Source organism: Streptomyces sp. NPDC028991, from assembly GCF_055564775.1.
Genome location: NZ_JBVHVP010000002.1, coordinates 740,148 through 760,642, shown reverse-complemented (window position 1 = coordinate 760,642; position 20,495 = coordinate 740,148). Strand labels below are relative to the sequence as shown.

The window sequence follows — 20,495 nt, the reverse complement described above, 5'->3', positions numbered from 1 at the left end:
GTGATCATAACTATCCGTGCGCGCGCATCTCTCGGCGCACGGCCGCACAAGGGGGCGCATGGCCAATATGGTCGGGGCATGAAGACCGAGTCCGACTCCTTCCCCAGACGGCACGCTCGCACCCAGCGTTTCACGCTCGGCGCGCCGCGTTCGTTCACCGTGGCACCCGACGGTTCCCGGGTCGCCTTCCTGCGCTCCGGTACCGGCACGGACCGGGCCAATTCACTGTGGATCCTCGATACCGAGGAGGGCGGCGAGCGCGTCGCCGCCGACCCGCGCGCCCTCCTGGGCGGTGTCGAGGAGCATCTGTCGCCCGAGGAGCGGGCGCGGCGTGAACGCAGCCGCGAGGGCGGTGCCGGCATCGTCGGCTACGCCACCGACGCGGCCGTCGAGCTGGCCTCTTTCGCCTTGTCAGGACGGCTCTTCGCGGCCGAGCTGCGGGCCGGGACGGCACGCGAACTGCCCACCCCCGGACCGGTGATCGACCCTCGCCCCTCCCCCGACGGCCGGTACGTCGCCTACGTCGCCCAGGGCGCCCTGCGGGTCGTGGGCGCCGAGGGCGACGGGGACAGGGCGCTGGCCGAGGCGGACGCGGAGGGCGTCACCTACGGGCTCGCCGAGTTCGTCGCCGCCGAGGAGATGGGGCGCAGCCGGGGCTTCTGGTGGGGTCCGGAGTCCGACCGGCTGCTGGTGGCACGCGTGGACGACACGCCGGTGCGGCGATGGTGGATCTCCGACCCGGCGCATCCCGGGCGTGACCCACACCACGTTCCGTACCCGGCGGCGGGCACCGCCAACGCCGACGTACGGCTGTTCGCGATCGGGCTGGACGGGGGGCGCACGGAGGTCCTGTGGGACCGGGCGCGGTATCCGTATCTGGCGCGAGTGCACTGGTCAGCGGCGGGTGCGCCACTCCTTCTCGTACAGTCCCGCGACCAGCGCAGTCAGTTGTTCCTGGCCGTGGACACCGACTCCGGGGGGACCCGGATGGTGCACGCCGACGAAGATCCAACTTGGCTGGAACTCTTCCCCGGCGTGCCCTGCTGGAGCCCCTCCGGACAGCTCGTCCGGATCGCCGACGAGGGGGGAGCGCGGGTGCTGGCGGTCGGTGAACGGCCGCTCACCGGTGCTCAGTTGCATCTGCGGGCCGTACTGGACGTCTCCGGCGACGACGTGCTGGTTTCCGCGTCGGCGGGCGAGGAGGCGGCCGAGCCGGAGACGGGTGAAGTGCACGTGTACCGGGTGAACGAACTCGGTGTGGAGCGCCTCTCGCAGGAGCCCGGCGTGCACTCGGCGGTGCGCGCCGGGGGTGTGACCGTTCTCGTCTCCGCGACGCTCGACCGGCCGGGGGCGCGGGCACAGGTCCTCCGGGACGGGAAGCCGGTGGCGACCGTCGCCTCGTATGCCGAAGACCCCGGTTTGTCCCCGCGCGTGACGCTCACCCAGGGGGGCGCACGCCGTGTACCGTGCGCCGTGCTTATGCCAAGGGACTACCACGGCGACGCCCCCCTCCCCGTCCTCCTGGACCCCTACGGTGGCCCGCACGGTCAGCGCGTGGCGGCCGCGCACAACGCCCACCTCACCTCGCAGTGGTTCGCCGACCAGGGGTTCGCGGTGGTCGTCGCCGACGGGCGGGGCACGCCGGGGCGGTCCCCCGCCTGGGAGAAGGCCATCAAGGACGACGTGGCCGCCGTCGTACTCCAGGACCAGGTGGACGCGCTGCACGCCCTCGCCGTCGACTTCCCGCTCGACCTGAACCGCGTCGCCATCCGCGGCTGGTCCTTCGGCGGCTATCTGGCGGCGCTGGCGGCCCTGCGCCGTCCGGACGTCTTCCACGCCGCGGTGGTGGGCGCCCCGGTCACCGATCTGCGGCTCTACGACACCCACTACCAGGAGCGGTACATCGGCCACCCGGACGAGCAGCCGGAGGTCTACCGCCGCAACTCGGTGATCGACGACGCCGGCCTGGTCGACGCCGCCGAGCCGCACCGGCCGATGATGATCATCCATGGACTGGCCGACGACAACGTGGTGGTCGCCCACTCCCTGCGCCTGTCCTCGGCCCTGCTGGCCGCCGGACGTCCGCACGAGGTGCTCCCGCTGTCCGGCGTCACGCACATGACCCCGCAGGAGTCGGTCGCCGAGAACCTGCTGCTGCTCCAGGTGGACTTCCTCAAGCGGTCGCTGGCGTCACCGGCGTAGCGTCTGCGCACCACACGAAGGCACCAACCGCTTTTACACGCAGGCAACTTCGCCGACGCGGTTCCGATATACGGACGCGTGACGCTGATCAGCGTACGGCCGTGCGGGTGCCGTAAGCGGGCCGGGGAGCGCCATGTCACCCCGGCCCGCCGCCGTGTCCGTGGCCGTCCTCGGCGTCCTCGGCGTCCTCCCGGTGCGAGCCGTGCGGGCCGGGCGCGTCCCCGCCGTGCTCCTCCGGCGGCGGCACCACCTGCTTCTCCTCCGCGAAGTGGCACGCCGAGTCGTGGGCCGCGGGACCGGAGACACCCCGGAACTCGGCGGGCACCGCCAGTGCCGGCACCTCCAGGGCGCAGCGCTCCCGCGCCTTCCAGCAGCGGGTGCGGAAGCGACAGCCGGAGGGGATGTTGGTCGGGGAAGGCACGTCGCCGGCCAGGATGATCCGCTCGCGGTGCTCCCGGGCCTCCGGGTCGGGCACGGGGACGGCGGACAGCAGGGCCTGGGTGTAGGGGTGCGTCGGATGGTCGTAGATCTCGGCGTCCCGGCCGGTCTCCACGATGCGGCCGAGGTACATCACGCCGACCCGGTCCGAGATGTGCCGGACGATCGACAGGTCGTGGGCGATGAAGATGTAGGAGAGGTCGAACTCGTCCTGGAGGCGGCCCATCAGGTTGATCACCTGGGCCTGGACGGAGACGTCGAGGGCGGAGACCGGCTCGTCGGCGACGATGATCTCCGGGCGCAGTGCCAGGCCCCGCGCGATGCCGATGCGCTGGCGCTGGCCGCCGGAGAACTGGTGGGGGTAGCGGTTGATGTACTCGGGGTTGAGGCCGACCACGTCCAGCAGGTGCTGGACCCGTGCCCGCCGGTCGCCCTTCGGGGCCACCTCCGGGTGGATGTCGTAGGCCTCCCCGATGATGTCGCCGACCGTCATGCGGGGGTTGAGGGAGGTGTAGGGGTCCTGGAAGACCATCTGGATGTTGCGGCGTACGGCCTTGAGGGCCTTTCCCGACAGCCTGGTGATGTCCTCGCCCTTGTAGCGGATCTCGCCGGCCGTCGGCTTCTCCAGGTTGACCAGCATCTTGGCGACCGTGGACTTGCCGCAGCCGGACTCGCCGACGATGCCCAGCGTCTCGCCCCGGTCGAGGTGGAAGTCCACGCCGTCGACCGCCTTGACCGCGCCGACCTGCTTCTTGAAGACGATGCCGGTGGTGAGCGGGTAGTGCTTGACGAGGCCGCGCACTTCGAGGATCGGCTCGGTCGCCTCAGCCATGCAGGCACTCCCTCCAGAAGTGGCAGGCGCTGCCCCGCTCCGCGTCGGACTCCGTCACGTCGTACAGGGGTGGCACGTCGGTGCGGCAGACGTCCTGGGCCATCGGGCAGCGGGGGTGGAAGGCGCAGCCCGGCGGGATGCGGGTGAGGTTGGGCGGCAGGCCCTTGATGGCGTACAGCTCCTGGCCCTTCTGGTCCAGGCGCGGGATGGAGTCCAGGAGGCCGCGGGTGTACGGGTGGGCCGGCGCCTTGTAGATGTCGTGGACCGGGGCGGTCTCCACGATGCGGCCCGCGTACATGACGGCGATCTTGTCGGCCACGTCGGCGACCACGCCGAGGTCGTGGGTGATGAGGATGAGGCCCATGTGCAGTTCCCGCTGGAGTTCCGCGAGCAGGTCCATGACCTGGGCCTGGACGGTGACGTCGAGCGCGGTGGTCGGTTCGTCGGCGATGATCAGCTTCGGCTCCAGGGCCATCGCCATGGCGATCATGATGCGCTGGCGCATACCGCCGGAGAACTGGTGCGGGTACTGCCGCACCCGCTCCTTGGCGGCCGGGATGCGGACGCGGTCCATCAGCTCGACTGCCTTGGCCCGCGCGTCCTTCCGCGACATCCCCCGGTGCACGGTGAACATCTCGCCGAGCTGGTCGCCGACGGTGAGGACGGGATTCAACGAGGACAGCGCGTCCTGGAAGATCATCGCCATCTCGGCACCGCGGACCTTCCGGCGTTCCTCCTCCTTCAGCTTCAGCAGGTCCCGGCCCTCGAAGAGGACCTCGCCCGCGGTGATCCGTCCCGGCGGCGTGTCGAGGATGCCCATGACGGTCTGGGCGGTGACGGACTTGCCGGAGCCCGACTCGCCGAGGACGGCCAGGGTCTCGCCCGCGTCGACGCCGTAGCTGACGCCGTTGACGGCCTTGGCGACGCCGTCCCGGGTGTGGAACTCCACGTGCAGGTCGCGCACTTCGAGCAGCATGCGGCGGCTCACCTCAGCTTCGGGTCGAGGGCGTCGCGCACCGCGTCGCCGAGCATGATGAACGCGAGGACGGTGATGGCGAGCGCTCCGGACGGCCAGAGCAGTGCGTGCGGGGCGTTGCGGACGTAGGGGGCGGCGGCGGAGATGTCGATGCCCCAGGAGACGCTGGGCGGCTTGAGCCCGACGCCGAGGAAGGACAGGGTCGCCTCCAGGGAGATGTAGGTGCCGAGCGCGATGGTCGCCACGACGATCACGGGGGCGATGGCGTTGGGGGCGATGTGACGCAGCAGGAGGCGGGAGTTGGAGGCGCCGAGGGCGCGGGCGGCCTGGACGTAGTCGTTCTGCTTGGCGGTGATGACGGAGCCGCGGGCGATGCGGGAGATCTGCGGCCAGCCGAGCAGCACGATGAAGCCGATGACCGGCCAGACGGTGTTGCTGGTGATGACGGAGAGGAGGACGAGACCGCCCAGTACTACCGGGATCGCGAAGAAGACGTCGGTGATCCGGGAGAGGACCGCGTCCCCCGCGCCGCCGAAGAAGCCGGCGAGGCCGCCGAGGACGCTGCCGAGGACGGCGACCCCGAGCGTGGCGAGGACGCCGACCGCCACCGACGTACGGGCGCCGTAGACGGTGCGGGTGTAGACGTCGCAGCCCTGGCCGTTGAAGCCGAAGGGGTGCCCGGACTGGGAGCCCTCCTGGGCCTTGGCCAGGTCGCACTGGAGGGGACTGCCGGAGGTGATCAGGGACGGCCAGACGGAGATGACGAACAGGAAGAGGATCACCAGGGCCGAGATGACGAAGACGGGGTTGCGGCGCAGGTCGTGCCAGGCGTCGGACCAGAGGCTGCGGGGCTTGTCCTGGGAGCCGGCGCCCTCCGGGCCGTCCGGGCCCGACGGGGTCTTCTCGAGCGTCACCGCCTCACTCGCGCCGAGGTCCATCGTGCCGCCCATCCCGGTACCGGCGATGGCGCGCTCGGGCTCGTAGGGCTCCTGCTCAGGCATAGCGGATCCTCGGGTCGAGTACGGCGTACAGGAGGTCGACGACGAGGTTGGCGACGAGGAAGACCAGGACGAGGACGGTGACGAAGCCGACGACGGTCTGCGTGTTCTGGCGGAGGATGCCCTGGTAGAGCTGGTATCCGACGCCGTGGATGTTGAAGATCCGCTCGGTGACGATGGCGCCGCCCATCAGGGCGCCGATGTCGGTGCCGATGAAGGTGACGACGGGGATGAGGGAGTTGCGCAGCAGGTGCCGGGTGATGACCCGGTGGCGGGGCAGGCCCTTGGCGATGGCGGTGCGGACGTAGTCGGAGCGCCGGTTCTCCGCGATGGAGGTACGGGTCAGCCGGGTGACGTACGCCAGCGAGACCGAGGCGAGGACCAGGCCGGGGACGATCAGCTCGCGGAAGGGGGCCTCGGACGAGACGGCCGGGTCGATCCAGCCCCACTTGACGCCCAGCAGGAGCTGGAGGAGGAGTCCGGTGACGAAGGTGGGGACGGAGATGACGACCAGGGTGAACAGCAGCACCCCGGTGTCGACCGGGCGGCCGCGGCGCAGGCCGGTGACGACGCCGAGGACGATGCCGACGACGATCTCGAAGAGGATGGCGATGAGGGTGAGCCGGATGGTGACCGGGAAGGCCGTGCCCATCAGCTCGGTGACCGGCTGGCCGTTGAAGGCGGTGCCGAAGTCGCCGGTGAAGAGGTTGCCCATGTAGGTGACGTACTGCTGCCACACGGGCTGGTCGAGGCCGAACTCGTGCCGCAGCCGCGCGGCGGTCGCCGGGTCGCACTCCCGGTCGCCGCACAGGCCCGCGATGGGGTCGCCCATCACGTTGACCATCAGGAAGATCAGCAGCGTGGCCCCGATGAAGACCGGGATCATCTGGAGCAGCCGCCGGACGACGTAGCGTCCCATGGCGCCCCCTCAGCCGACCTTGATCTCGTTGTAGACCGGGACGCTGAACGGGTTCAGCTCGACGTTGGACAGCCGGTCCGAGTAGCCGGCGCTGCCGTTCTGGTACCAGAGCGGGATGGCCCCCATCTCGTCCCTCAGGACTTCCTCGGCCTGCTGGAAGAGGCCGACGGCCTTGGCGGTGTCGGTCTCCGCGTTGGCCTGGTCGACGAGGTCGTCGAACTTCTCGTTGGACCACTTGCCGTCGTTGGAGGAGGCGTTGGTGTAGTAGAGCGGCTGGAGGAAGTTCTGGATGAGGGGGTAGTCCATCTGCCAGCCGGCGCGGAAGGGGCCGCTCATCTTCCGGTCGGTGATCTGGTTGCGGAAGTCGGCGAAGGTGCCGACCGGGTTGCCGACGCAGGCGCGGTCGTTGTCCAGGGCGTTGTTGATGGAGTTGCAGACCGCGTCGACCCACTGCTTGTGGGAGCCGGTGTCGGCGTTGTACGTGATCTTGACCTGCCCGCCGGGCAGCCCGCCGCCGTCCTTGATCAGCTGCTTGGCCTCGTCGGGCTTGTACTCGCAGGCCTCGCCGCACAGGCCCGCCTCGTAGCCGCCGTCCTCGCCGAGGACCGGTGAGGTCCAGTCGGTGGCCGGGGTGCGCGTCTGCTGGAAGATCGTGTCGGTGATCTGCTTGCGGTCGATCGCCATGGACAGGCCCTTGCGGACCTTCTCCGAGCCGGGCTTGTTCCAGTCGTTGTCGTAGAAGGGGAAGGCGAGGGTCTGGATGATGCCGGCCGGGGTGTTGAGGTACCGGTCGCCGAGGTCGTTCTGCACGTTCTTGAGCTGGGCGGCGGGGACGTCGTCGACGAGGTCGAGGTTGCCGGCCATCAGGTCGGTGTAGGCGGTGTTGTTGTCGGTGTAGACCTTGAGGTCGACGCCGCCGTTCTGCGCCTTGTCCGGGCCGGGGTACTCCTCCCACTTGCGCAGGGACATCTGGGAGCCGCGGGCGTAGTTGTCCACCATGTACGGGCCGTTGCCGACCGGCTTCTTCAGCCAGGCGTCGTGGTCGTCGAAGAAGGCCCGGGGCAGCGGGGCGAAGGCCGGGTAGCCGAGGGTGTCGGGGAACGTGGAGAACTTCTGGCTGAGCCTGACGGTGAAGGTGAGGGGCCCGGTGACCTCCAGCCCGGAGAGCGTGTCGGCGCTCTGCTCGCCGCTCTCGGGGTGCGTCTTGTCATAGCCGTCGATGTACGCGAAGAAGTAGGCGTTGCGCTGGTTGTTCCTCAGGCTCGCGCCGTAGTTCCAGGCGTCCACGAAGGACTGGGCGGTGACCTTCTCGCCGTTGCTGAAGGTCCAGCCGTCCTTGACGGTGATGGTGAAGTTCTGCGAGTCGGAGGTCTCGATCTTCTCGGCGAGCATGTTCTGCGCCTCGCCGGTCTCGGGGTCGTACTTCTTCAGCCCCCGGAAGATCATGTCGAGGACCTTGCCGCCCTGCACCTCGTTGGTGTTGGCCGGCTCCAGCGGGTTCTGCGGGTCGCCCCAGGAGGAGCTGAGGACCGCGCTCGTGTCTCCGCTGCCTCCTCCCCCGCCTCCGCAGGCGGTCGCCGCGAGGGCTGCCACCACCGCGCAGGCGGCCCATCTGGCGTGCGTGGTTCCGCGCATGGAGTGCCTCCTCGTGCCCTGACTCGTCCGCTGGTCCGTCACCGGTCAGCTTCAGGGGGGCCACTGCGCGACGCACACCCGTCCGGTCCGTACGGGTTGCGATGTCCGCCGGACGGGTGTCGGCGGACGAGCGGGGCGGGGAGGCCGCGGGCGGCGGCCGCGCATGCGGAGAGCGGGGGCGGGAGTTCTCCTCCCGCCCCCGCTCTCCCGCCGGGCCGGCTCGCCTGTGCCTTGTTCAGCTCTTGGAGACCGCCGCGCCGCCGTCGGCGCCGCCGCCCTCCTCCATCGCCTTCAGGCCCGGGTCCATGACGACGTCCGCCGCCCTGGCCTCCGTCGTGGGGTCCTCCGGGAAGTGGCAGGCCGTCAGGTGGCCCTCACGGTTGCCGGAGATCTGCACGAGTGGCGGCTCCTCGGTCGCGCACTTGTCCTGCGCCTTCCAGCACCGGGTACGGAACCGGCAGCCGGACGGCGGCGAGATCGGCGAGGGCACGTCGCCCTCCAGCCGGATCCGCTCCCTCTTCTCGACGTCGAGGTCCGCCTCCGGCACGGCCGACAGCAGGGCGTGAGTGTACGGGTGACGAGGGCGGTTGTAGAGCGAGTCGCGGTCCGCGATCTCCACGACCTTGCCCAGGTACATCACCGCGACGCGCTGCGAGAAGTGCCGCACGATCGCCAGGTCGTGGGCGATGAAGACGAACGCGATCCCCATCTCCCGCTGCACTTCCTGCAGCAGGTTCACCACCTGGGCCTGGATCGACACGTCGAGGGCCGAGACCGGCTCGTCGGCGACGATCAGCTTCGGCTGCAGGGCGACCGCACGCGCGACACCGATGCGCTGACGCTGACCGCCGGAGAACTCGTGCGGGAAGCGGTTGTAGTGCTCCGGGTTGAGCCCGACGATCTCCAGCAGCTCCCGGACGCGCTTCTCGCGGCCACCGGGCGGGTTGATCCCGTTGATCTCCATCGGGCCCGAGATGATCGTGCCGACGGTCTGCCGCGGGTTCAGCGAGGCGTACGGGTCCTGGAAGATCATCTGGATCTCGGACCGGATCGGCGCCAGCTGTCGCCGGCTGGCGCGGGTGATGTCCTGGCCCCGGTACTCGATGGTGCCCTGGGTGGGCTCGTACAGGCGGGTCAGCAGCCGGCCGGTCGTCGACTTGCCGCAGCCGGACTCACCGACCAGGCCCAGGCTCTCGCCCGGGTAGACCTCGAAGTCGACGCCGTCGACGGCCTTGACGTGGCCGACGGTGCGCTTGATCGGGAAGCCGCCCTTGATCGGGAAGTGCTTCGTCAGTCCGCTGACCTTGAGAAGCGGCGCGGTGTCGCCGTCCCGCTGCTGCGGGAACGCGTCGGCCACCGCCGTGGTGGTCTTGCTGTTGTCGCTCATGGTGATGCCCCAGTCGCCGGTTTCCGCTCAGCCCAGCCGGGGCTGAATCTTCTCGATGAACGCCTGCTGGCGCTGGTCCCTCGTCAGGTGACAGGCGGCTGCGCGGCCCTGGGGCAGCACCGGCCGATCGCCCGAGCAGCGGCCACCGGAGACCAGGTCGGTGAAGCCGCAGCGCGGGTGGAACGCGCAACCCGAGGGCGGGTTGAGCAGCGAGGGCGGCGATCCCGGAATCGGCAGCAGCGGCTCGTCGACGTCGGAGGAGAGCCTCGGCATCGAACCCAGCAGACCCCAGGTGTACGGGTGCTGGGGCGACTTGAGCACCTCGCGCACCGTGCCGCGCTCGACGGCCCGGCCCGCGTACATGACCAGGATGTCGTCGGCCATGTTGCCGACCACGCCCAGGTCGTGGGTGATCATGATGATCGCGGAGCCGAACTCCTGCTGGAGGTCCTTGAGTAGGTCGAGGATCTGCGCCTGCACGGTCACGTCGAGCGCCGTGGTCGGCTCGTCGGCGATGAGCAGGTCCGGGTTGCACGACAGGGCCATGGCGATCATGGCGCGCTGCCGCATGCCGCCGGAGAACTGGTGCGGGTAGTCGTCGACGCGCGTCTGCGGCTGCGGGATGCCCACCTTCTCCAGCAGGTCGATGGCGCGCACCCGGGCGTCCTTCTTGGACGCCCCGGTGTGCTTCATGAACGGCTCGCCGATCTGCCGGCCGACCGTGTAGTACGGCGACAGCGCGGTCAGCGCGTCCTGGAAGATCATCGCCATCTTCTTGCCGCGCAGCTTCTCCAGCTGCTTCTCCTCGGCGTCGGTCAGCTCCTGGCCGTCCAGGGTGATCGATCCGTCGATGGCGGTCTTCCGGCGGTCGTGCAGGCCGAGCACGGCCAGGTTGGTCACCGACTTGCCGGAGCCGGACTCGCCCACGATGCCGAGGGTCTTGCCGCGCTCAAGGTCGAAGGAGAGTCCGTCCACCGCCTTGACGACGCCGCCCTCGGTGGAGAAGTGGACCTTGAGGTCGCGCACCGAGAGAAACGCTCCCCCCGCGGCGGCCGGGGCCTCTTCGGGCTTGGTCTGAGTGGTCACGGTGGTTCTCCTAGGACAGGCGCACGCGCGGGTCGATGACGGCGTACAGGGTGTCCACGATCAGGTTGAAGACGATGATGAGTGCGGCACTGACGAGCATGACGCCCATCAGCATCGGCAGGTCCTTGTTGGTGACGGAGTCCAGCGCGAGCCGGCCGATCCCGGCCAGACCGAACGTCATCTCGGTCACCATGCCGCCGCCCATCAGCGAGGACAGGTCGATGCCGAGGATGGTGACGATGGGGACGAGGGAGCCGCGCCAGGCGTAGCGGAAGAAGGTGTAGTTGCCCGACATGCCCTTGGCGCGGGCCGCCTTCACGTGCTCTTCCTGGAGTTGCTCGATCAGCGACGAGCGGCTCATACGGGTGTAGTTGGCGGTGAAGATGGTCGCCATGACGATCCATGGGATCAACAGGCCCATGAACCAGCCGCCGAGGTCCTCGGAGAACGGCACGTACTTCGGCTTGTCCAGCCAGCCGGTGCTGTAGACGAACAGAAGCAGCACGAGCGGGCCGAGGAAGTAGATCTGCAGGGAGCTGACGACGAGCGACCCGGAGCTGAACACCTTGTCGACCCAGGTGCCGCGGTTCTTGGCGGCCACCATGCCGGCGCCGAGGCCGAGGATGAGGAAGACCACCAGGCTGCCGAGGGTCAGGGAGACGGTCAGCGGGAATCGGTCGAGAATCGTGTCCCAGACGTTCTGGTCGTTGGCGAAGGAGACACCGAAGCACGGGGCGGGACAGTGCCCGACGGCGAAGTCACGGCCGGCGAAGATGCCGATCAGGAAGTTCCAGTACTGGACCGTGACCGGCTTGTCGAGGCCCATGTTCTGGTGAATGATCGCCAGCGCGTCCGGAGTGCAGTTCTTGCCACAGGCCAGCATGGCCGGGTCCTGCGGGATCGCGAAGAACATGAAGAACGTGAACGCACTGATCAACAGCAGAATCAGCGCCGCGCCGAACGTCCGGCGAATGAGGAATTGAAGCATGGCAGGCAGCTGCTCTCAGGACGGCGGCAATCGGAGGGGAGGCTGGAAGGTGTCCGGGCCCCGGTGGTGGGCGCTCCGCCGCGCGCCCACCACCGAAGTCCCGGCCTGACGGTTACTTCTTGAGGAAGATCCGGGTCACGTCCACGTAGCTCGAGTCGGAGCTGTAGCGGATGCCGCCGATGTTCGAACCGAAGATCTGGAAGACCTTGGTGTAGTAGATCGGCGCGGCCGGGTTGACCTCCGTGGAGATGTACTCGTTCAGCTCGGCCCACGCCTTGGTGGCCTCAGCCGTGTCGGCGATCTTCTCGATGCGCTTGATCTCCGAGTTGACGTGCTCGTCGTTGATGTGCGAGTAGTTCGACGCGCCGTCCTGGATCTGCGTGCCGTCGTACACCGGCGGGATGACCGTGGAGGCGGACGGCCAGTCCTGGCCCCAACCGGTCATGTACATGTCGTAGCCGTTCTTGACCTTGCCGACCTGCTCGTACCAGGTGGCGGAGTCGATCTCCTTCTTCTGGATGTCGAGACCGATCTTCTCCAGGGCGTCGGCGATCAGGACGGCCTGCTTCTGGCGGACCGGCGTGTTGCCGTAGGCGTAGACGAGGCTCTTGCCCTCGAAGCCGCCTTCCTTGATCAGCTTCTTGGCGGCCTCGATGTCGCCGTTGGGCTTCTTGCGACGGTTGAACGGGTCGAAGTCCTCGTTGTAGCCCGGAGTGGTGGGCGACATCAGCGAGTTGGCGACCTCACCGCCGTAGGCACCGCCGTCGGTCTTGAAGACCGCGTCGGAGGGGAGCGCCAGGGTGATGGCGTCACGGAGCTTCTTGTCCTTGACGCGGTCCAGGTTGAAGTTGAGCTGCCACACGTAGGGCGCGTAGCCCTGGATCGTGCGGTTCTTCATGGCCTCCTTGTCGCCCACCACCTTCTGCAGCTGCGTGGTGGCGACCTGGCCCGTGAACATCATGGCGTTCTTGGCCTCGCCCTGGTCGGCGAGGAGGGTCTTGGTCTGGTCCTCGTCGTCGTGGTTCATCGAGATGTTGAACCCGTCGACGTACTGGTGGCGCACCGAGTCGGACTTCGGGTCCCACTGGGTGTTCTTGACCAGCTTCATGGACTTGCCCGGCTTGAAGTCGGCGATCTTGTACGGACCCGCGGCGACCGGGTCGGAGTCGTACTTCGCCTTGGTGTCCGTCTCCTCGGGGACGACGCTGTAACCGGGCATGGTCAGCATCTGCGGGACGTCGGGGCGCGCGTCCTTGAAGTGGAAGACGACCGTCTTGTCGTCCGGCGTCTCCAGGACGGTGTCGGGCAGGTGCTTGCCCTTGTCCGGGCCGGCGTAGGCGTCGCGGTAGGTGGTGCCGGCGCCGGACAGCCACTGCTGCAGGTACGTCGGACCGTCGGTGATGTAGTTGGAGTACAGGCGCTCGACCGTGTTGCGGATGTCCGCCGCGTTGATCGGGTTCCCGTTCTCGTCCTTCAGGTTGTCCTTGAGGGTGTACGTCCAGGTCTTGCCGCCGTCGGACGGCTTGCCCGCGTCGGTGGCGAGGTCGCCCACGACCGTCAGGTTGCCGTTCTCGTCCTCGTCGTACTGGGTCAGACCGCGGAAGATGAGGCGGCTGAGCAGCTTGCCGTCCGAGACGTAGATCTGGCCCGGGTCCAGGTGGGAGAAGTCGTCCTCCTGGTAGACCGTCGCGACACCGCCCGGCTTGGCTCCCGGAACCTCGGGTGCCGGACCGGTGGACGCCTTGGCGTCACCGATCTGGACCGGCTTCGACTGCGACTTGGCGTCCTCCTTCTGCTTGCTGGTGTCCTTGGACGAGCTGTCGCTGTCGCCACCACCGCAGGCGGTGAGGGTCAGGGCGCCGGCTGCGACCGCGACTATGGCGGCCGTGGCGGTGCGGTTACGGAAGATGCTCATAGGGACGAATCCACCTGCCTGTGAGTAGTGAGCACTGCTGGTACATGGCCCGGGCCGGGCTGAGCGGCACCGAACCGGCCGGGCGAGGATGTGGGGGGACTCCCCTGGCATCTCAGCGGTTGGTCTTGGGATCGAAGGCGTCCCGCACCGAGTCACCGAGAAGGTTGAAGGCCACAATGAAGATCACCATGGCTACTCCGGGGAAGAGCATGTAGTACGGATCCTGCTCGACGATGCCGGCGCCGATGGCGAACATCCGTCCCCAGTCCGGCGTGGGCTCGACGTACCCCACGCCCACGAAGGAGAGGAACGCGATGCTGAGGATGGTGCTCGGCAGCGTGAGCGTCGCCTGTACCAGCGTCGGGGTGACGATGTTGGGCAGCAGTTCCTTGCGCAGGATGCGCCAGGGCGAGGCCCCGGAGATGCGTGCCGCCTCGATGAACTCCCGGTCGCGCAGGGACATCGTGGCACCCCGGACGATGCGGGCCATGCTCATCCAGCCCAGGAAGGACAGCACGATGATGATCGCGGCGGCGCGCACGTAGGTGGGCGTCTCCTTGTCCGGGGCGACGAACACTGTGGTGATGACGGGCATCGCGGCGACGAAGAAGAGCTGGCTGGGCAGGGCCATGAAGAAGTCGGTGATCCGGCCGAGCCAGTAGTCGATCCTCCCGCCGAAGTAGCCGCCGGCGAGGCCGATCAGGACACCCAGCACCGTCATGATGAGGGTCGCGGCCAGCGCGGTGGCCATCGAGTTGCGCATCCCGTACAGCAGCTGGGTGAACACGTCGCGGCCGAGGCCCGGTTCGATGCCGAACCAGAAGTCACCGGAGATACCGCCGAACGGCGCGGCCGGCATGGTGAACATGTCCAGAAGGTCGGGGTTCTCCTGCCCGTACAGCGTGTACGGGTCCTTGCCGTACACCTTCGAGATCAGTGGCGCCGCCGCCGCGATCACGAAGAAGAACAGGACGACGAAGGCAGAGACCACACCGGCCCGGTCACGCTTGAAGCGCGCCCACATCAACTGTCCGGGCTTGCGCCCTTCCGGCTCCTTGGGCTCTGGGGCGTCGCTCTGCGGCGCGCTCTCTTTGTCCAAGACGGAAGAGGCTTCAGCACCCTCAATCTCGATTGGACTCGTCATGATTCGTCCATTTCACAGGTTGGAGGTCGTCGGGACTGCACGGCCGTCCGACGGCCTTCGCACGGCGTACGTCATTCGCAGCGCGCGAGGGGAACAACGACGGAGGGGCGACATCACCCCTGGAGAACCCTGGCTCGCGACCGGCACGCACCGGCCGACGGCACGCGTCGTCAAGGAAGTTCGCGACGCCTGGCCGCTGCCGCAACCACCGTGACGGCACTGAACGCACCCGCGGGGCCTACACCTGCCATCGGGGATGATGCGACCCATATGGCGCTTGTGGCACCTCGCATGGGTTCCTCCTCATGAATCCGCTGGTTCACCGCAAAGAGGAGCACACGACACATCCCGGCCACTCATGGGTGACTGGAGATTCGCCAAGTGCCCCCGCGCTCGCGAGTCCGCGCCGTCAGGGCGTGACCCGTTCATCCGAGCTTTATGTGGCTAACTATCTGCCATCCGCCAGGGAACGAACCACACCCTAGAGGTCTCGGTTCGATCACAGATAGAGGCCAGATCTTTCAAAATCCGGACAAAGGGTTTGGTGAGAGATCACAGCGAAACGGACTTGTTACACATCTAGCGGAGGTCACTGTCCGTATAACGGACGCCTGTGTGACGAAAAGTGATTGCGCGTAACGCGTCGGCGGTGCAAGGTGCCTTGCAGGTCTGTCTCGCACTCGGTGACGCCGGCCGCGGAGCCCCGGAAATCGACCCGTGGGCGCTCTGGTTTCCGCGCAGGTTAGTGCGATACGAGCCACTCAACGGCACCTCGTCACGAAATCGAGGGTTATCCCTACGCCTCTCGGGTGCCCCTCGCGGCCGCCGCCCCGCCACCCCATGCGAAACGGCACCGGACACCACGTCAGGCGTGGTGTCCGGTGCCGTCGGGGAGCCGGGGAGCCGGGGAGTGGGATCAGCCGTGCTTGGCGCGGCTCGCGGCGCGGGCACGCTCGCGGGCGTCCAGGTTCACCTTGCGGATGCGAACGGCCTCCGGGGTCACCTCGACGCACTCGTCGTCGCGGCAGAACTCCAGCGACTGCTCCAGCGAGAGCTTGCGCGGCGGAACGATCGCCTCGAACGAGTCGGCCGAGGCCGACCGCATGTTGGTGAGCTTCTTCTCCTTGGTGATGTTGACGTCCATGTCGTCGGCGCGGGAGTTCTCTCCGACGATCATGCCCTCGTACACCTCGGTGCCGGGCTCCGTGAAGAGCACGCCGCGCTCCTGGAGGTTCGTCATCGCGAACGCGGTGACGGCACCGGAGCGGTCGGCGACCAGCGAACCGTTGTTACGGGTCGTGAGGGTGCCGAACCAGGGCTCGTGGCCCTCGTGGATGGAGTGGGCGATGCCGGTGCCGCGGGTCTGGGTCAGGAACTCCGTACGGAAGCCGATCAGACCGCGGGAGGGGACCACGAACTCCATGCGGACCCAGCCGGAGCCGTGGTTGGACATGTTGTCCATCCGGCCCTTGCGCACGCCCATGACCTGCGTGACCGCGCCCATGTGCTCCTCGGGCACGTCGATCGTCATGCGCTCGACCGGCTCGTGCGTCTTGCCGTCGACCTCCTTGGTGACGACCTGCGGCTTGCCGATGGTCAGCTCGAAGCCCTCGCGGCGCATCTGCTCGACCAGGATGGCCAGCGCCAGCTCACCGCGGCCCTGCACCTCCCAGGCGTCCGGACGCTCGGTGTCCAGGACACGGAGCGAGACGTTGCCGATCAGCTCGCGGTCCAGGCGGTCCTTGACCTGGCGGGCGGTGACCTTGCGGTCCTTGACGGCCGCCTTGTTGTCCGCGCCCTTGCCGGTGGCGCCGCGGCCGACCAGCGGCGAGGTGTTGGTGCCGATGGTCATGGAGATCGCGGGCTCGTCCACCGTGATCAGCGGCAGCGGGACCGGGTTCTCCTGGTCGGCCAGGGTCTCGCCGATCATGATGTCCGGGATGCCGGCGACGGCGCAGATGTCACCCGGTCCGGCCTTCTCCGCGGGCTTGCGGGTGAGCGCCTCGGTCATCATCAGCTCGGAGATCCGCACGTTCTGCACGGATCCGTCGCGCTTCATCCAGGCGACCGTCTGACCCTTCTTCAGCTCACCCTGGTGGACGCGCAGCAGGGCGATACGGCCGAGGAAGTTGTCCGCGTCCAGGTTGGTCACGTGCGCCTGGAGCGGGGCGTCCTCGTCGTAGGTCGGCGCCGGGATGTAGTCCAGGATCGTCGAGAAGAACGGCTCCAGGCTGGTGGAGTCGGAGGGGACCGTGCCGTCTTCGGGCTTGGTCAGGGAGGCGACGCCGTCCCGGCCGCAGGCGTAGACGATCGGGAACTCGATCTGCTCCTCGTCGGCGTCCAGGTCGAGGAAGAGGTCGTACGTCTCGTTGACGACCTCGTCGATCCGGGCGTCCGGGCGGTCCGTCTTGTTGATGCAGAGGATGATCGGCAGCCGCTGGCTGAGCGCCTTGCGCAGCACGAAGCGGGTCTGCGGGAGCGGGCCCTCGGAGGCGTCCACGAGCAGGACGACGCCGTCGACCATCGACAGACCGCGCTCGACCTCGCCACCGAAGTCGGCGTGGCCGGGGGTGTCGATGATGTTGATGGTGATGACGTCGCCGCCATCCTTCGGGTGGTACTTCACCGCCGTGTTCTTGGCGAGGATCGTGATGCCCTTCTCACGCTCCAGGTCGTTCGAGTCCATCATGCGGTCGTCGACGCCTTCGAGCTGGTGGGCGGCGAAGGCGCCGGCCTGCTTCAGCATTCCGTCGACGATGGTGGTCTTGCCGTGGTCGACGTGGGCGACGATGGCGACGTTGCGGATGTCGTGGCGCGTGGCCATATGAGGCGTACTCCCGGAGGGTGTGAGGACGGCCCTCGCGTACGTCCGTGTCACGCGGGCCTGCCGGGCGATACATGCCACGGCCTCACCCAATGGTACGGGGCCCGTGGGACTGGGGCTTCCCGGGTGCTCTGCGGACGGGCCGGGGACGCCGGGTCAGGACGTCCGGAGCACCGGGTCAGGCCGTCCGGAGCACCCGGTCAGGACGAGGGGGTGGCCGACGGCCGGGGGCCGTGGGCGCCCTTCTTCAGGAAGCCCATGTCCTCGTAGACCGGGGTCTCGAAACCGAACGCGCCCGCGTTGGCGAGGTTCTTCCGGGCCGCCACCAGCTGGGGGCGCTGGTAGAGGGGGATGGAGCCGGCCGCCGCCCAGATGCGCGAGTCGGCCTTGCGGAGCAGGTTCCGGGCCTCCTTCTGGTCCAGGGTCGCCACGGCCTGGTCGAAGAGCTGGTCGACCTGGTCGGTGCCGACCCGGGTGTAGTTCTGTGCGACGTTCAGGGAGCCGTCGGCGGCCGGGACGGGCTTGGCGTGGATGGGTCGGGCGTCGGTGGCGGGGAAGGCGGAGGCGGGCCAGGAGTAGAGCGCCAGGTCGTACTCGCCGGAGGCGACGTGGTCCTTGAAGTAGCTCTCGTCCGGCACCTTGGTGACGTCGGTGCCGATGCCGATCTTCTCCAGCATGTCCGAGATGCGGTCGGCGACGGTGCGCAGCGCCTCGGAGCCGGGGCCGGAGGGGAGGACGAAGCGCAGGGTGAGCGCCTTGCCGTCCTTGGCGAGCGGGCCCGTCGCCGAGCCGGCCGGGGCGGCGGTGCCCTTGGGGGCGTAGGCGCCGGGGGCGCCGCCCTGCGCGGTGTTCTTGCCGCTGCTGTCCTCTTTCTCCCTCTCGCCGTTCTCCCGCTCCGCCTTCTCCTCGCCGTCCGTGCGCTCGCCGTTCTCGTCGTCCGCGCGCTCGCCGCCGTTCCCGCCGTCCGTGTTCTTGTCGTCCTCGCCGACGATGTACGTCCCGTCGTCGGCGTCCTCGGACTCCTTCTCGTCCTTGCCGTCCTTGCCCTTCTCGCCCTTGGCGCCGGCCGCCTTCTCGCCCTCCTCGGACTCCTCCACCGGCCCGCCGGGCACCCACCCGGCGTCCGCGAGCAGGGCCCGGGCCTCCTTGGCGTCCTGGTCGCCGAGGGCGCCGCTGCCGTCGGCGTAGGCGGGCTGGCCGGACAGCGCGAGGTGGCTGCCCACGGGCTCGGCGGGCAGGCCCAGCGGCCCCAGCACCGCCTCGGCCAGCTTCTCGCGGTCCAGGGCCCGGGCCACGGCCCGGCGGACGCGTTCGTCGGCGAGGGGACCGTCGGCGCCGTTCAGGGCGAGCTGGGTGTAGGCGGGCTCCAGCGACTTGCGGACCTCGAAGCCGCTCAGGGCCTTCTGCCGGCGTTCGAACTTCGCCAGTGCCTCGCGGCGCTTCTCACGGGCCTGGATCTCCTCCTCGGCGGCCTCCTCGTCGGAGCCGTTGGCCACCGCCCAGGAGCGCAGCGCCTGAGCGGCGGACCTGCCCTGCGGCCCGGGCAGCGGCGAGTCGCCCGAGCCTGCGGCCGGGGTGTCGTCCGGCCCCATGAGCTGGGTACCGGTGCCCGCGTCCCGGGGGGCGGCGGCCAGGCCTGCCTGCTCGGCGCCGCCCGGGTCGACCTCGGCCAGGTCGAGCTTGCCCGCGACCAGCTCGGAGACCCGCTCGTCGCGGGGCACGGCGCGCAGCACGATCCGGTCCAGCTTCGCCGGCTCGCCCCACCAGCGCGGGTTTCCGGTGAGGACGACCTCGTCGCCCTTGGTGTCGACCTTCTCGACGGCGAAGGGGCCCGCGGTGACCTTGAGCTTGCGCCGGGCGCCGTCGTTGAAGGCGTCGGGGGTGCCCATGACGTCCTTCGGGTACAGCGGCGTGAACAGCGACTTCCAGTCGGCGTAGGGGCGGCTGAAGGTGACCTTGACCTCCAGGTCGCCGGCGCCGCGCTGGATCTTCTCGATGCGGTCGTAGCCGGCGTTGCGGGCGGTCCAGTAGGCGCTGTCCTTGCCGGACAGGGCGCGCCACTGGGCGGCGAAGTCGGCGGCGCCGATCTCCCGGCCGTCGCTCCAGACGGCCTGCTGGTTGAGCTTGTAGACGACGACCTGCTTGGGCTCGGTCTCGACGACCTCGGCCGATTCCAGGTAGTCGGAGTCGCGCACCGGGCGGCCGGTCTCGTCCATCCGGTACATCGAGGGCAGCACGGCCTGCGCGACGCGGGTCGTGGTGGCGTCGGCGTCCGACTGGAAGGTGTTCAGCGTGTCCGGTACGGAGTCCACGGCCCAGCGCAGGGTGCCGCCGTCGGAGACGTGGGAGCGGGCCGCCGAGGCGATGTCCGGTCCGGCGAGCGGCTTGCCCGACGGGTCCTCGGAGCTGCAGCCGGCCAGCGCGGGGACCGCGAGCACCCCCGCGGTGAGGAAGGCGACCGAGCGCGTGACCGCGCGCGGTCCGACGCCGACGTAGGACATCTCTGCTACCTCCGGAAGGCCGCGGGCATGGTGATCACTTGTGACGGCAATATGCGCTGTATGGTGCGGTATGCGTTATATGCGGTATTGGAGTTGATCATTTGTATCCCGGGCAGGGATGCCGCCACTGAAGAGGAAACGGTTCGGCGACGCTGGGAGACACGGCGACGACGGTGCGTAACCCCACCCGTGCGGCGCAACGCAACCCGTGATGCACCGACACGCCCCGGCCAATCGGTGCAAGTCCCTTCCCAGCGGCAGGTGTGACGCGCGACACTCGCAGGCGCATGAACGTCGACACCCAGGACCGGCCCCGTGCCGTGCCCTACGGAAGCGAGGTCACGTCATGTCCGTGCACGACGACCTGTCATCCATGCAACGCAGTCTCGACGACCTGTCCCGGTCGGTGGCCCGGCTGGAACAGCAGCTGGGCAGCGGCGGGCTCGAGGTCCGCCGGGTCCGCACCGACGCCGACCATCTGCGCGAGAGCGTCGCGCTGCTGCGGACGGCGGCAGCCGCACCGGACACGCCCAAGCGTCCGGACCTCGTCCCGATCCCCGACACGCCGTACGACGGCTCGCTGTGGACGGACTCGGACGACGAGGGCCTCGGCGCCCGCGACCGCCGCGCCCCCTGAACCCGACCCGACC

14 protein-coding genes are annotated in these 20,495 nt (G+C 69.0%); 2 read left to right on the top strand and 12 right to left on the bottom strand.

All coding sequences use genetic code 11. The features are described 5' to 3' along the window. Positions 1-78 precede the first annotated feature (78 nt). A complete protein-coding gene (locus ACZ4V1_RS07555) occupies positions 79-2,202 on the top strand; it encodes a S9 family peptidase (RefSeq protein ID WP_468330772.1) in 2,124 nt (707 codons plus the stop codon). Between the two features lie 136 nt (positions 2,203-2,338). Here the strand turns inward: ACZ4V1_RS07555 and ACZ4V1_RS07550 are convergent, their stop codons facing one another. The 12 genes from ACZ4V1_RS07550 to ACZ4V1_RS07495 form a co-directional block, all read right to left on the bottom strand. Further along, positions 2,339-3,472, bottom strand: a complete 1,134-nt coding sequence (locus tag ACZ4V1_RS07550; protein WP_468330769.1) for an ABC transporter ATP-binding protein — start codon at positions 3,470-3,472, stop codon at positions 2,339-2,341. Further along, the gene (locus ACZ4V1_RS07545) at positions 3,465-4,448 is read right to left on the bottom strand and encodes an ABC transporter ATP-binding protein (RefSeq protein WP_468330766.1); all 984 of its coding nucleotides are present in this window, start codon (positions 4,446-4,448) and stop codon (positions 3,465-3,467) included. Before ACZ4V1_RS07545 ends, ACZ4V1_RS07550 begins: the two co-directional genes overlap by 8 nt. An 8-nt stretch (positions 4,449-4,456) precedes the next feature. After that, complete coding sequence (locus tag ACZ4V1_RS07540) at positions 4,457-5,449, bottom strand: ABC transporter permease (protein ID WP_468330763.1); 993 nt, start codon at positions 5,447-5,449, stop codon at positions 4,457-4,459. Further along, positions 5,442-6,365 (bottom strand): ABC transporter permease, encoded by a 924-nt coding sequence (locus ACZ4V1_RS07535; protein ID WP_468330760.1) that lies wholly within the window; start codon positions 6,363-6,365, stop codon positions 5,442-5,444. Before ACZ4V1_RS07535 ends, ACZ4V1_RS07540 begins: the two co-directional genes overlap by 8 nt. A 9-nt stretch (positions 6,366-6,374) precedes the next feature. Next, a complete protein-coding gene (locus ACZ4V1_RS07530) occupies positions 6,375-8,000 on the bottom strand; it encodes a peptide ABC transporter substrate-binding protein (RefSeq protein ID WP_468330757.1) in 1,626 nt (541 codons plus the stop codon). Positions 8,001-8,235: 235 nt separating this feature from the next. Next, positions 8,236-9,387, bottom strand: coding sequence for an ABC transporter ATP-binding protein (locus ACZ4V1_RS07525; protein WP_468330754.1), 1,152 nt, complete (start codon positions 9,385-9,387; stop codon positions 8,236-8,238). Between the two features lie 27 nt (positions 9,388-9,414). Then, complete coding sequence (locus tag ACZ4V1_RS07520; protein WP_468330751.1) at positions 9,415-10,473, bottom strand: ABC transporter ATP-binding protein; 1,059 nt, start codon at positions 10,471-10,473, stop codon at positions 9,415-9,417. Between the two features lie 10 nt (positions 10,474-10,483). Next, a complete protein-coding gene (locus ACZ4V1_RS07515) occupies positions 10,484-11,461 on the bottom strand; it encodes an ABC transporter permease (RefSeq protein WP_468330748.1) in 978 nt (325 codons plus the stop codon). A 112-nt stretch (positions 11,462-11,573) separates the two neighbouring features. Then, positions 11,574-13,376: an ABC transporter substrate-binding protein gene (locus ACZ4V1_RS07510; protein WP_468330744.1), complete on the bottom strand. Its 1,803-nt coding sequence runs from the start codon at positions 13,374-13,376 to the stop codon at positions 11,574-11,576. Positions 13,377-13,488: 112 nt separating this feature from the next. Continuing rightward, positions 13,489-14,520: an ABC transporter permease gene (locus ACZ4V1_RS07505; RefSeq protein ID WP_468330741.1), complete on the bottom strand. Its 1,032-nt coding sequence runs from the start codon at positions 14,518-14,520 to the stop codon at positions 13,489-13,491. A 916-nt stretch (positions 14,521-15,436) separates the two neighbouring features. Continuing rightward, positions 15,437-17,344: a translational GTPase TypA gene (gene typA, locus ACZ4V1_RS07500; RefSeq protein WP_468330738.1), complete on the bottom strand. Its 1,908-nt coding sequence runs from the start codon at positions 17,342-17,344 to the stop codon at positions 15,437-15,439. A gap of 200 nt (positions 17,345-17,544) precedes the next feature. Then, positions 17,545-19,845, bottom strand: coding sequence for an ABC transporter family substrate-binding protein (locus tag ACZ4V1_RS07495; RefSeq protein WP_468330735.1), 2,301 nt, complete (start codon positions 19,843-19,845; stop codon positions 17,545-17,547). Positions 19,846-20,191: 346 nt separating this feature from the next. On the opposite strand from ACZ4V1_RS07495, the gene ACZ4V1_RS07490 reads away from it, so the two are divergent. Continuing rightward, complete coding sequence (locus ACZ4V1_RS07490; protein WP_468330732.1) at positions 20,192-20,482, top strand: hypothetical protein; 291 nt, start codon at positions 20,192-20,194, stop codon at positions 20,480-20,482. Positions 20,483-20,495 lie beyond the last annotated feature (13 nt).